Here is a 13,821-nt window from a genome sequence, read left to right on the forward strand (position 1 = left end):
TTCCTTATGAAAATTATCATCACGCTTTCCCTGATCTTTTCCAATCTGCTTTTTGCACAGATCAAGGTTCCTGATGATTATAAAAAAATTCCGGATATTCTGGATACTACTGAATATCTTTACCCTTTTGTCATTCCCAATAAAGAATACGAATACTGGCGAGTACTCACCAATGACAATGATCCAGACAAGGCTATCATCTATGAAAGTCAGGCCCCTCTTTTTATGACCATTAATGAGCCTGCTCCTGAAAAAGGGTTTTTCCAGAAATGCATGGGTAATAATTGTTTTTCCTATATTCTTGCCTGTAAAAAAGACAGACCTGTTTATTTTTCCAATGAACAGCAATTAAGGGATTTCATCGGAACAGTAGATAATCTTCCGGAAGCTATTTTACTGGCCAGGACATATGGCTACACTATCGATACTAAAAACCGTTTTACAGGTTCTTATAAAATTGAAGATAACTCTATTTCCCTGTATGTTTTACAATCTAAAGGCTGTCCGGTTGTTAAAGAGTCTTTTTTAATTAAGATCAACAGAAAGACCGGAAAACTGGAAGCTAAAAGTAATGGTATTTACTCAAAAAATGAGGACTGTACCACTTTATAATATATTGGAAGGACAATAACTTTACATCTATTTTAAGATACAGGAAAATGAAAAGTTTTCAGCAAGAACGTCACTTATTTTTTGCCATGAATACGTTTTGCAAATCTAAAGGTATCCGTGGCAATTATTAGCTGTATACAATTTTATCGCAGATGAAATCCTAGCACCTTAAAAACAGCATCAAAAGGAAAAAAATAGCGACCTTGCGTTTCCAAACATTCCCTTTTTTTATCATACTCATATTGTTGGAAAACGCAAGGTCGCTAAGATGTTAAACAACATGCATATTTTAAGGCGCAAGAAAATCAAAGATTCCCGGCAAGAGTTACCCAGAATTTTTGCCAGGAATACACTAATTATTTTATTTGTGTATCCGTGGCAATTTAAAGTATTCAGGATCAGATATTAATTGCTCCTTGTCCTGATGCGATCAGATATGCTTCTTTTAATGTTTCTGAATAGGTTGGATGAGCATACGAAATACGGAACATATCTTCTGCCGTGACTTCATATTCCTGGGCAATAACGCCTTGTGCAATAAGATCTGCAGCTCGGGCTCCGATAATATGTACTCCAAGTACCTCTCCATATTTTGGATCAATCAAAACTTTTGCAAACCCATCCATATCCATCGATGCTCGGGCTCTTGCACTGGCTGAAAATGGGAACTTTCCAACATTATAAGCAATATTATTCTTTTTGAGATATTCTTCACTGTACCCTACAGATGCTACTTCCGGCCAGGTATAGACCACAGAAGGAATACGGTCGTAGTGAATATGATGATTCTGTCCGTTAATTGTTTCAGCTACCAAAACACCTTCTTCTTCAGCCTTATGGGCAAGCATTGCTCCGCCGATTACATCTCCGATGGCATAGATATTAGAAACAGACGTCCTGTTGTTTTCATTAACTTTAATGAATCCTCGGTTGTCTACCTCCACTGCTGTATTTTCTAATCCCAATCCTTTTGTATAAGGGCTTCTTCCTACAGCTACCAAAACATATTCAGCCTCCAGACTATTTTCTATTCCATTTTTATCTTTAAAAAAGACTTTTGCTGCAGACTCTGAACTTTCGGTTTTATAAACAGCCTGTCCCAAGCGGATATCAACTCCTTCTTTTTTTAGGATTTTCTGAAGATTTTTCCCCAATTCATGATCCATCGCTGTAATCAGATGATCTGCATATTCGAGAACTGTGACCTGTGTTCCGATTCTGTTGAAGATGGAGGCCATTTCTACTCCTATTACTCCGCCTCCGATGATCACCATAGATTCAGGCTTTTCTTGTAAGGATAAAGCTTCAGTGGAAGTAATGATTCTCTTTTTATCAATTTCCACTCCCGGAATAGTTGATGGTTTTGAGCCGGTTGCAATGATATAGTTTTTAGCTGTAATCTCTCTGGATTCTGTTTCATTAGTAATTTTAATAACAGAGTTATTGACGAAACCTGCTGTCCCTTTCAGACGGGTAATTTTATTTTTATTCATTAAAAAATCGAGTCCGTTGGTATTTTTACCTACCATTTCAGATTTTCTTTTGTACAGCTGAGAAAAATCCAGTTCTATTGTATCAAGCTTAATTCCATGTTCCTTAAACTTATGTTGGGCGTCTGCATAATGATGAGTACTGTCCAGTAAAGCTTTTGTTGGAATACAGCCTACATTTGTACAGGTTCCCCCCAATGTTTCATATTTTTCAATAATCACTGTTTTATAGCCTAATTGAGCACTTCTTATAGCTGCAACATATCCACCGGGTCCTGAGCCAATCACGGCAATGTCATAGTTTTCCATTTGATTTATTAATTATTTATGATTAAATTTACTTGCAAAATAAAAGCAAAATTAAAATAATTACTTTCAATTTGCAAGTAATATTTTTTAAAAAAAAAAATTAAAATAATGAGTAGAAAAAGATCAGACTGCCCTATCAGCTGTTCACTGGAAATATGGGGCGATAAATGGTCACTATTAATCATCCGTGATCTGATGCTTAAAAAGGAATGTACTTATGGAGAACTTCAGAAAGCTGATGAAAAAATTGCGTCCAATATTCTGGCTACAAGGCTTCAGAACCTTATGGAAAATGGAATTATTGACAAAAGGGATCATCCGGACAATAAGCTAAAAATATTATACTATCTTACAGAAAAAGGAATTGATCTGGTACCTATTATTGTTGAAATCAACCTATGGGGAGACAAATATCTGACGATTCCGGATGACAGGAAAAAGTTGTTGGAAGACATCAAAAAGGATAAAGAAGACTTTATCAAAAGAGCGAAAGTCTACCTTTCCAATAAGTCCCAATAAATACAATCAAATAATAATCCGTTACCAACAGATTGGTAAACAGGTTTTGATAGCTTTCATGAAAATCAGTGATAGCAATTTTAAAATTTCATTAACTCAATTTTCCCTTTTCATTCCGTAAATTTGGGTTAAATAAATTTAGAACAATGCTTAATTTCGAGTTTAAAAATCCGACCAAAATACTTTTCGGAAAAGGAGAAATCGCTAAAATTTCCAATGAAATCCCTAAGGATGCTAAAATATTAATGATCTATGGAGGTGGAAGCATAAAAAATAATGGGGTCTATGATCAGGTAAAAGAAGCTTTAAAAGACCACGAGCTTTACGAATTCGGTGGTGTTCCTGCCAATCCTGAATATGAAGTTTTGATAAATGCACTCAGTTTTATCAAAGAAAAAAACATCAATTATCTTCTTGCTGTAGGCGGGGGATCTGTGATTGACGGAACTAAGTTCATCTCTGCTGCAGCCAATTATAATGGTGAGCCTTGGGATATTCTGAGAAAACAAGTGAGAACCTTTGAAGGTGAAGGCATGCCATTCGGCAGTATCCTAACGCTTCCTGCAACCGGATCGGAAATGAATTCAGGATACGTGATCTCAAGAAGAGAAACTAATGAAAAGCTTTCTTCAGGAGGACCTGGACTTTTTCCGCAATTCTCTGTTTTGGACCCTGAAGTAATCAGATCCATTCCTAAAAATCAGATTGTAAACGGAATTACTGATGCCTATACTCATGTATTGGAGCAATATATGACGGCTCCGTCTTCTGCTGATCTTCAGGAAAGAATTGCAGAAAGTATCTTAATCAGCCTTCAGGAAACGGCTCCTAAAGTATTAGCAGATGACTTCAATTATGACGCTGCCGGAAACTTTATGTGGTGTTGTACTATGGCATTAAACGGACTGATTCAGAAAGGAGTTATTACAGACTGGGCTGTACATGCTATGGGCCATGAACTGACAGCATATTTCGGTATTGATCACGCAAGAACACTAGCAATCATCGCTCCTTCCCACTACCGTTATAATTTTGACGATAAAAAAGGAAAATTGGCCCAATATGCTGAAAGAGTATGGGGAATTAAAGACGGAAGTATTGAAGAAAAAGCGGAGCTGGGAATCAAAAAACTTGAAGAGTTCTTCCACAGCCTTCATATCAAGACCAGACTTTCTGAATATACCGAAGATTATAAAGGAACTGCTGAAAAAGTGGAGAAAGCTTTTACAGACAGAAACTGGATAGGCCTTGGGGAGTATAAAAAACTAACTCCTCAGGATGCTTCTAAAATTGTAGAAATGAGCTACTAGAGGTTTTTGAGCTCAAGATTTAAAGTTTTGAATTGAAGTACATATTTTGAATTTTGGCTAAAGCCATATGAATATAAATTTTATAATTAGAGCGGGCTTTAGCCCGCTCTAATTGATTTTGATATCCGTATGAATAATTGCCATTTATGAAAAGGCTGAGCTAAAGCCCACCCCTATTGATATTCATATACAAACGGATATGCATATAGGATAATAATTGTTCAACGACAAGATCTTTTATCTTTTACAAATAATTCCCAATCTCTTATTTTTTAATTCCTCTATTACTCTTTCTTCTTATCCATAAACATTCGTTTAAAAAAAGATCATTTCATTACTTATATTTCAAATTTATTTATATTTTAGCATATTCTTAAATTTGTGAAAATGAAAAAACAGCTACTTTTATTTGCCTTTTCAGCTCTGGCACTTACTTCTTGTAATGACGATAACCTTACAGCCTATGAAATGGACATTATGAAAGGGGATTGGAAAGAAGTAAAGACAGAAATTATTTCAGGAAAAGATAATAAAACTGTGCTTGAAACGACAACTCCGGAAGGATGCAGTGCTAACAATATCCTTTTTTTCAGAACAGACTATTATGTAAGCTATACTGCTTATGATGGAAATCCAGATGGTACCAATTGCCAGTTTGCCGCTAAAAATGAAGGCAAATATACTTATAATACAGATTCTAAACTTCTCAACATCCAGCTTAGCGGAGAAGATGTTGAAAATATGAGTTTCAAAGTTGATATGCTGACTAATACGGAACTTAGACTGGTACAGCAAACCGGCAACTATGATAAGGATGGAGACAAGATTATAGACATCACTTACATTACTTACAAAAGATAAAACCTAAACTCCCGTTGATCGGGAGTTTTTTATTACTTTTATCTCAAATTTTAAAACTGAATATAATGAAGAAGATTCTATCAGCATTTCTATTGCTGTGTTTTATTATTGCCTTTTCACAGGAAAAAAAACCAATGTTCTGGCATGACATCCAGGAATTCAAAAAACAAGATCAACAAAAACCACCCCCTCAAAATGCTATTTTATTAATAGGAAGCTCATCTTTTACCAAATGGACTGATGTAGCGGATTATTTCCCTACTAAAACCATCATCAACAGAGGGTTCGGAGGTTCCAGACTTACAGATCTTAATTATTTTGCGAATGACCTGCTCTCCCCGTATCAGCCTAAGCAGATTATTATCTATTGTGGAGAAAATGACTTCGCTGATAACCATCAGCTGAAGGCACAAAAAGTAGTAAAAAGATACAAAAGCTTCTACAAAAAAATACGTGAACGATTTCCTAATATTGAGGTGGATTATATTTCAATGAAATACTCCCCCAGCAGAGAAGTCCTTTGGCCTCAGATCAAAGAAGCCAATGCCAGGATTGAAGCTTTTATGAAAAAGCAGCCACATTCTGAGTTTATAGATGTAACCAAAGCAATGGAAGATGCTAACGGAAGGGTAAGAAAAGATATTTTTGTGGAAGATATGCTCCACTTTAAACCGGAAGGCTATCAGATCTGGACTAAGGTGATGACTCCTTATATGAAATAAACCCAATCCTATGATAAAAAAAACAATAACCATTTTACTTTTTATTTTACCATTTTCTCTTTCGTTTTCTCAAGAAAAACTTGATGAAAAAAAGATTATTCAGGAACTTTCGGAGAATGCATGTAAGTGTGCTGATTCTATTGCTTTGTCTAACCGGAAAAAGGAAGATATTATAAAAGATGTTCATGAATGTATTGATAAATACACTGGAGCTCTTCAGCTATCATCCCTCTTGTCAGGAGCAGAAAAGCTTTCAGAAACAGCACCTGAGGTGAATGGGAAAAAGCAGATTAACCTGACTTTTAATTCCGATAAGAACTCAAAACAGTATATAGACAACTACAATAAACTGGAACGCTATCTGATGCAAAACTGTGAAAGTGTAAAGAAGGCTACAAAAACTACAGAAACCAATTATGACAAGTTTTCAAAAAATGAAGTTGCAGTTGATTTCTATCAGAAAGCAGTTGAAGCTTCAAAAAAGGAAAACTGGAAGGAAGCTATTCAAAATTACGAGCAAGCTGTAAAGACTGATTCAAAATTCATATATGCCTGGGATAATCTTGGGATTTGCTATAGAAGAGTTGGTGAATATGATAAAGCACTGAATGCTTATAAACAGTCTTTGGCTATTGATCCAAAAGGTAAAATGCCTTTACAGAATATAGCAATGACCTATATTTATAAAAAGGAATACCAAAAGGCTATTGATGCTTATAATGATTTGGATAAAGTGTATCCCGGAGATCCGGAAGTTTATTATGGAATGGGACAAACCTATTTTTCTTATTTGAAAAACAGCGAAAAAGGACTTGATTATATCTGCAAAGCTTACAGGATCTATACTGAGCAGAAATCACCTTACCGCTCTGATGCAGAAACAATAATAGGTCATATCTACAAAAGTATGAAAGAGGAAAATAAGGTGGATAAGTTTAAAGAAATTTTGAAAAATAATAAAATTGACTTCGAGTAAAAATGAAAGCTTCCCAAAATCTGCTGATTTATAATAAGGCTGAAGAAATCTAAAAACGTCACGCATTACTACAAATCTGAAGACTGGAAGAGGAGGAGGACGAAAAACATCAACCTTTACTGCAATCAACAAAACTGATAAAAAAAACGATTCCCATATCAGGAATCGTTTTTTTATTATTTCTTTTTCTTCGATTTAGAAATTGATTTTTGCTGTGCTCTGTTAGCCCCAAATTTCTTAGGTGCTTTTCTTTTTGAAGGCCCACCCCAGTTTTCTTTTGTATTCTTGGCTTTTTTCTCATGGAAAGCGCCTCCTCCATCATTCAGTTTTACCTGAGCCGGGTTCTTCATTATTACCTCATCTTTCTCAGAAGCAATTTTGTTTGGATTAATTTTAACCTCTTCAGGGAAGTCATAAAACTTTAAATCTTTATCCATCAAAAGCTCGATATCAAGAATTAAAGGCTCTTCTTTTTTAGTAACAAAAGTTATTGCCTTACCTTCTTTATCAGCTCTACCGGTTCTACCGATTCTGTGAATATACTGTTCAGGAATATCAGGAGTTTCAAAGTTGATAACGTGAGTAATGTTTGAAATATCAAGACCTCTCGCCATTACATCGGTAGTAATAAGACCTCTGATTTCTTCGTTTTCAAAGCTCTTCATCGCCTTAAGCCTGTAGTTTTGAGACTTATTGGAGTGAATCACATCAAACTGTTCAGGGAAAAGCTCATCGATCTTAGTGAAAAGAAGATCTGCATGTTTTTTATTATTATTAAAAATCAACACTTTAGACATGTCTGTGTTACTCTTCAGTAAATGTTCAAGAAGGTTGATCTTGGTATTGAAATTCTCAACTTTATAAGCAGTCTGCTCGATCTTTTCAAGCGGAGTTCCTGATTTTGCCAATGAAATTTCTACAGGACTTGCGAAATACTCATCCAGCATATCATCTACAGCTTCTGTCATCGTTGCAGAGAAAAGGATATTCTGTCTCTTTTCTTTCATCATTTCGAAAATGTGAGTCAGCTGTGGTCTGAAACCAAGGTTCAGCATTTCATCAAATTCATCAATGATAAGCTTCTGAACTTCTTTAAGGGAAATAGCATTGTCTATGGAAAGGTCCATCACCCTACCCGGTGTTCCTACTAAAATGTCACAACCATCATTGAATAAAAGTTTCTGTGTATTGATGTTTTTACCACCATATATTCCGATAACTCTTGCGGTAATATTTTCAGTCAGTGTCTCAAGAATTTCCGTCACCTGTACTACCAATTCTCTTGTAGGAACCAGTACCAAAACAGTTGGATTTCCAGTTTTACTGTATTTCCAAGTCTTCAGAACGGGTAAAAGATAAGCCAGGGTTTTCCCTGTTCCGGTTTGTGCAATTCCCATTACATCTCTTCCAGAAAGGATTGGCTTTAAACTCTTCTCCTGAATGGGAGTAGGCTCAAATAATTCTAAATCTGCTAAAACATCAAGAACTTTAACCGGTAGGTCAAAATCTGCAAAAGTGAGTTTTTCCATTTTGCAAAGATAAGTATTAATATGTAGAATGTAAAATCGGGTTTTTGAGATGACCGATGGCAAAGACAGGAATCCCAGATCAAAAGAGTGAAAGCCTGAGAACTGAGCCCAAAACCTTCAGCTTTATACTTTGAGCCTTAACCTCATCAGTTAACCTTTACGCTTTTACTGCTTATTTTAATATCATCATCTTTCCATTCACTGGTAGTGATGATAACATTTCCTTTCTTTTTAGGATCTTTTTTAATTGGAAACTTGTCTTCTTCCCACTGGTTGCAATGTGTGGAAATAGGATCTACGAGCAGTTTCCATTCTGTTTTGCTTAATGTGTAAACGTAGAAAGAATGCCAGCAGCTTGTACACCAATTGGGATAAAAACCAATCTCGTCCTTTCCGTCATTGTTAAGATCTCCCAGATTGTATAAAGCTCCCCCTTTAGCCATCGAAATAGTGAACGGCTTTATATTTTTATCACTGAAATACATCGTGGTATCACATTTTCCATCACATTCATCAGTACAATCACTGACCTTAGCATAGACATATTCCTTTGTTCCGTTTCCGTCAAAATCTCCTTGAGTTTTCTCTTCAGTTCCTTCCTGAGCCATAGCAAATATGCCACAGAAAAGCATAATAGGTATCATTAGTTTTTTCATTGTTATATTTTGGGGCGAAGTTTTGGAGGTAAGATTCTAGGTATAGAAAATATATAATCTAAAATCCCGAATCTTATAACCTGCTATTTCCTTGTTACTCTCAACAAAAGTATTAATATTAAAATAATTGAAAAAACGAAACCTAAAACCGCAACCACAGACAGCTCTCCTATTCTTGGTCCGGATTCTGAAGAAAAAACAATGGCTGTTGCAATAATATTTGCTCCTAAAATCATGGCTAAAATCAGGTTAATCACACTGGATTTTATCAGCTGGTTTGTCTTTTCAATATTTTTGATCTCACTGGAGACCGTAAATTTATTTTCATCCAGTTTTTGAAGTACAGAGCGGAGTTCTTTTGGAATTTCATCCACATTATCCGTAAAATTCATCATCCGGTCCATTCCTGTTTTCAAAAGGTTCTTCGGACTTATTTTCTTGGTAAAAATCTTTTTAGTGTAAGGGTGAAGGCTTTTGACAATATCCAGATCCGGGTTAATATTTCTCCCCACTCCTTCTATCAGGCTGATTCCCTTAAATAAAAGGTAGAAATAATCTGGCATGTACAATCTGTTATCCTTTAAAATATCCTTCATCTTATTGATAATAACCTGAACATTAATCTCCTGTAATGAGGAACTGTGAACAAAATTCAGAATATCTTCCACATCATTTTCAAATCGTCTTTCATCTGGGATTTCATAGCTAATCGCCATTTTTTTGAGATAACGGACAATTTTGTGTGGATTTTTAGAAACAAAACTTACGATCAGGTTTTCAAGGATTTCCTTATCGTTGGGCTGGATTTTTCCAACGGCTCCAAAATCAATAAAGACAATTTTCCCATCTTTTTTCACTAAAATATTCCCTGCATGCGGATCAGCATGAAAGAAACCATAGTCTAAAATCTGGGAAACAAAGAGTCTTAATCCTGCTTCAGAAACTTTTACAGGATCAATACCATTAGCCAGAAGAACAGATTTATCAGTTACCTTTATACCATCGATGAACTCCATACAAAGAATATTGTTATTGGAATAGTCTTCGTAAATTTTAGGAACATAGGTTTCTTTGTTATTCTTAAAATTCAGGCGAAACTGCTGGATATTATTTCTTTCATTCGTCAAAGAAACTTCTTCCAATAATGATCTTTCAAAAGTGGAAATAGCCTGTTTGAGATTCAGCTTCTCTCCTATTTCTGAATAGGCGGAAATTATTTTTTCAATATCTTTAATGAGCAGTAAATCATCTTCAATAACGGATTGTACGTCTGGTTTTCTAAGTTTCAAAATGACTGGACTTCCGTCCAGCAAAACAGCTTTATAAACCTGTGCAATGGAGGCTGTAGCCAGCGGTTCTTTCTGGATTTCCAGAAAATGATCTTTCACAGAAATATTGAATTCACTTTCCAGTGCTTCTTCCACGTCCATATCTACCGTTTCCACCTTATCCTGCAACTTTTGCAGCTCCTGAATCAGTTCCGGTGGCAGCAGATCTTCCCTGTTACTGAAAGTCTGTCCCAGTTTTACAAAAGTAGGTCCCAATTCTTCCAATGCCAATCTGATTCTTTCATAAACGGTTCCTTTGGAAATAATTTCATCTGAATTCCCGGAAACATCTTCCTGCTTATTTCCGCCATTCATTCTTGCGAGAATATCTTTAAATCCGTATTTGCTTAATACGGAAATCAGTCTTGCGGATCTTTTCAGTTTTCTTTGCTGCTTGTCAAACATAGTGTATCAATAGTAGGTGCAATGTACTCCAAAAACTGTTCCTAATACTAATTTAAACTGAATATAAAAGGTTAATAGGGGGAAGATGGAAGCTTGAGGCTGGAAGTTACTTGTAGTTGTATAATTACCGAATATCTTTTCATCAAATATTCCAGAAAGATGAAAACCGGAGTATAATTATTCTTTAAGGTGTTTATTCTTCCTGTCTTCAAATCTGTTTGCTGTCCTGAATTTAAGACAAAAACAGAAATTCACGATAAAGAGATTAAAAATATAATCACATAATCAGCATTTTACATTATTATTTACAAGCATAATAAAGAAACAATGTTACGTATAATAATATTTTATATATTTACGAAGTACAAACTTAAAACAAACCAATAAAAGTATTACAACATGAAAAATTTACGTAACAGCAAACTTTCAAGAGAACAATTAAAAAATGTTTCAGGAAGCGGAATTATTATCGGTGGTAAGTGCTCTCACCAGTGCTGTCCTACTGACGGACTTCCAAAATGCCCGGGAATGATTTGTCCTGCGGTAGTTTGCCCACAGTATTTATAAGATACACATTTAAATTTTAGGTAAAATAAAAACAGAATGCATTTGCATTCTGTTTTGTTATTTAAATTCCGCTACTCTATTATTTAATAGGTGTTAAGTATAGTTTTAATCCAAATTTTACTATATACCTATGAGCACTGTCCTGCTGTTATAATATCCCAGAATACATATAAAAAAACAGAAATAAATCTACACTTTTGTATTTTTACAAGAAACTAGTTTTTATTATGAAATTAAAAGTTCCCGGAACTGAAGGATACACCGCTGCTCTCGACAAATTTATTGAAGCAACAGTTTCAATAGACTTTACAGAATTACATCACGATTTCATTCCCTTTATCCCAAAAAGCCCTAGCAGGATTCTTGATCTTGGGGCCGGAATAGGTAAAGATTCTTCTGTATTATCTGCTATGGGACATTCAGTGACTGCTGTAGAACCATCTGAAGCTCTTTTTAAAGCAGGGAAAAAATTATATCCTAATTTTGGGATCAATTGGATTCAGGATGCATTGCCAGAACTTAAGTTTTTAAGTCCTGACGTAAAGTTTGATTTTATTCTGGTATCTGGAGTATGGCATCACCTCAGCCCGGAAGAACAGCATTTTTCAATGATAAAAGTTTCACAGCTTCTGACAAAAAAAGGAATTCTTGCTCTTAGCTTAAGAAATGGTCCTGCGGGTGTTGGAACTCATATTTTCCCAACTTGTACAATATCTACCATACAACAGGCTGAACAAACTGGGCTGAAAGCTCTTTTAACCCTCGAAAAACAACCCAGTCTTCTTCCAGGAAAAGAGCCTGTCATCTGGTCACGCCTAGTATTTCAAAAAATCCAATGAAAAAATTACCCTGAGATTTCTATTTAAGATAGGTTTCATAAAGGTCTTTTCTCCGGTCTTTCATCACCTGAACGGAACCGTTGTGATGAAGATCCTTCAATAAATTAAGGTCTACATCTACAATTAAGGTCATTTCCGTATTAGGAGTTGCCTCTCCTTTCACTGCATTGGATGGAAAGGCAAAATCTGAGGGAGTAAATACAGCTGCCTGTCCAAATTGGATATCCATATTATTTACTTTCGGAAGATTTCCTACACAGCCTGCAATGGCAACATAACATTCATTTTCTATAGCTCTGGCTGCAGCACAGTGGCGCACTCTCATATAAGCGTTCTGTGTATCGGTAAGATAAGGAACAAACAGTATCTTCATGCCCTGGTCAGCTAAAATTCTTGGCAATTCAGGGAATTCAACGTCATAGCAGATCACGAGTCCTATTTTACCACAGTCTGTATCGAAAACTTTGATTTCATTTCCTCCTTTCATTCCATAATATCTCTTTTCGTTCGGAGTAATATGGATTTTTCTGTATTCATCCTTACGACCATCACGGTGAAGAAGGTAGCTTACGTTATACAAATCATTAGTCTCATTATCAAAAACAGGCATACTTCCGGAAATAATATTGACATTATAGCTGATAGCCAGTTCGGAAATTTTCTTTTTAATATCTTCAGTAAGCTTTGCCAACTCTATCATACTGTCTCTTTCTGAAAGGTTATTGAAAGGCGCCAGCAATGGTGTATTGAAAAGCTCCGGAAACAATACGAAATCTGACTTGTAATCTCCCATTACATTCACAAAGAACTCTACCTGTTCATAAAAGGCCTCTATATCTTTGAAATGCCTCATCTGCCACTGTACCAATCCAAGACGGATGATACTGTCCTGCATGGTATTCGGGTTTTTGCTGTAGTAAATATTGTTCCATTGCAGAAGCACTGCATTTTCTCTTGACGCTTCATCTTCTGGAAGATATTTTTTTAACACCCTGATTGGCAGAAAATTATTGGAGAGCTGAAAAGACAACACAGGATCATAAATCTCTTTATCTCTTACTCTTCGGATATATTCTCTTGGAGAAAGCTCATGGCTGTGTTTGTGATAATTCGGGATTCTTCCACCCAGGATAATTGATTTCAAGTTTAAAAGTTCACATAATTCCTTTCTGGCATCATAGAGTCTTCTTCCCAAACGCAGTTCACGGAATTCAGGGTCTACAAAAACTTCTATTCCATATAAAACATTTCCTTTTGAGGTATGGGTATTAAAGGTATAATTTCCTGTAATATCACTATAGGTATGATCGTCACCGAATTCGTCATAATTTACAATAATAGAAAGCGCTACTGCAGCCAGTTTTCCATCTACCGTAATACAGATTTGCCCATCAGGAAACATTCTTGTGAGTTTTTCTATACTTTTTTTAGACCATATGGATTCCGACATTTGTGGATAAGCCCTTTTCATTGTTGCTGCCAGTTCATCATAATCCTGAACATTCAGGGGTCTTGTATCTATTTGCATTTGATGTAATTTTACTTAAATTTAGGAAAAATAACCTGAACAATCCCAATAGATACGTCCTGTTATAGATTTTTTAACAAGTAATCATCCCTTGACCAAAATCATATTTGAGAATAATTCCCAACAAAAAAATCCTGCCCAAACGGGCAGGATTTATATTTAAAATTCAA

Annotated in this window: 13 protein-coding genes; 8 read left to right on the forward strand and 5 right to left on the reverse strand. The window is 35.5% G+C overall.

What is annotated here, in order from left to right:
- Positions 1–6 precede the first annotated feature (6 nt).
- Positions 7–612, forward strand: a complete 606-nt coding sequence (locus WH267_RS08705) for a hypothetical protein (protein ID WP_340007416.1) — start codon at positions 7–9, stop codon at positions 610–612.
- A 398-nt stretch (positions 613–1,010) separates the two neighbouring features.
- Here the strand turns inward: WH267_RS08705 and lpdA are convergent, their stop codons facing one another.
- Complete coding sequence (lpdA, locus tag WH267_RS08710) at positions 1,011–2,411, reverse strand: dihydrolipoyl dehydrogenase (RefSeq protein WP_340007419.1); 1,401 nt, start codon at positions 2,409–2,411, stop codon at positions 1,011–1,013.
- A gap of 108 nt (positions 2,412–2,519) precedes the next feature.
- Here lpdA and WH267_RS08715 point away from each other — a divergent pair, with 108 nt between their 5' ends.
- From WH267_RS08715 to WH267_RS08735, 5 genes are all read left to right on the forward strand, one after another.
- Positions 2,520–2,930, forward strand: a complete 411-nt coding sequence (locus WH267_RS08715) for a winged helix-turn-helix transcriptional regulator (RefSeq protein WP_115973860.1) — start codon at positions 2,520–2,522, stop codon at positions 2,928–2,930.
- Between the two features lie 146 nt (positions 2,931–3,076).
- On the forward strand, positions 3,077–4,240 hold the full coding sequence (locus WH267_RS08720) for an iron-containing alcohol dehydrogenase (protein WP_340007421.1): 1,164 nt from the start codon (positions 3,077–3,079) through the stop codon (positions 4,238–4,240).
- A 387-nt stretch (positions 4,241–4,627) separates the two neighbouring features.
- Complete coding sequence (locus tag WH267_RS08725) at positions 4,628–5,101, forward strand: lipocalin family protein (protein ID WP_115973858.1); 474 nt, start codon at positions 4,628–4,630, stop codon at positions 5,099–5,101.
- A 65-nt stretch (positions 5,102–5,166) separates the two neighbouring features.
- The gene (locus WH267_RS08730) at positions 5,167–5,823 is read left to right on the forward strand and encodes a GDSL-type esterase/lipase family protein (RefSeq protein WP_115973857.1); all 657 of its coding nucleotides are present in this window, start codon (positions 5,167–5,169) and stop codon (positions 5,821–5,823) included.
- Between the two features lie 10 nt (positions 5,824–5,833).
- Entirely contained in the window at positions 5,834–6,799 is a 966-nt protein-coding gene (locus WH267_RS08735) for a tetratricopeptide repeat protein (RefSeq protein ID WP_340007424.1), read from the forward strand.
- Positions 6,800–6,975: 176 nt separating this feature from the next.
- On the opposite strand, the gene WH267_RS08740 is transcribed toward WH267_RS08735, so the two are convergent.
- The 3 genes from WH267_RS08740 to WH267_RS08750 form a co-directional block, all read right to left on the reverse strand.
- Positions 6,976–8,328, reverse strand: coding sequence for a DEAD/DEAH box helicase (locus WH267_RS08740; protein ID WP_340007426.1), 1,353 nt, complete (start codon positions 8,326–8,328; stop codon positions 6,976–6,978).
- A 146-nt stretch (positions 8,329–8,474) separates the two neighbouring features.
- Positions 8,475–8,984: a hypothetical protein gene (locus tag WH267_RS08745; protein ID WP_228455721.1), complete on the reverse strand. Its 510-nt coding sequence runs from the start codon at positions 8,982–8,984 to the stop codon at positions 8,475–8,477.
- A gap of 83 nt (positions 8,985–9,067) precedes the next feature.
- Positions 9,068–10,717, reverse strand: coding sequence for an ABC1 kinase family protein (locus tag WH267_RS08750; protein ID WP_340007430.1), 1,650 nt, complete (start codon positions 10,715–10,717; stop codon positions 9,068–9,070).
- A 399-nt stretch (positions 10,718–11,116) separates the two neighbouring features.
- On the opposite strand from WH267_RS08750, the gene WH267_RS08755 reads away from it, so the two are divergent.
- Both WH267_RS08755 and WH267_RS08760 read left to right on the forward strand, forming a co-directional pair.
- Positions 11,117–11,284 (forward strand): hypothetical protein, encoded by a 168-nt coding sequence (locus WH267_RS08755; protein WP_185018818.1) that lies wholly within the window; start codon positions 11,117–11,119, stop codon positions 11,282–11,284.
- A 227-nt stretch (positions 11,285–11,511) separates the two neighbouring features.
- Complete coding sequence (locus tag WH267_RS08760) at positions 11,512–12,123, forward strand: class I SAM-dependent methyltransferase (protein ID WP_340007433.1); 612 nt, start codon at positions 11,512–11,514, stop codon at positions 12,121–12,123.
- Positions 12,124–12,142: 19 nt separating this feature from the next.
- Here the strand turns inward: WH267_RS08760 and WH267_RS08765 are convergent, their stop codons facing one another.
- A complete protein-coding gene (locus WH267_RS08765; protein WP_115973852.1) occupies positions 12,143–13,651 on the reverse strand; it encodes a carbon-nitrogen hydrolase family protein in 1,509 nt (502 codons plus the stop codon).
- Positions 13,652–13,821: the final 170 nt, after the last annotated feature.

It is taken from the genome of Chryseobacterium sp. MYb328, from assembly GCF_037572595.1.
GTDB classification, from domain to species: domain Bacteria; phylum Bacteroidota; class Bacteroidia; order Flavobacteriales; family Weeksellaceae; genus Chryseobacterium; species Chryseobacterium pennae.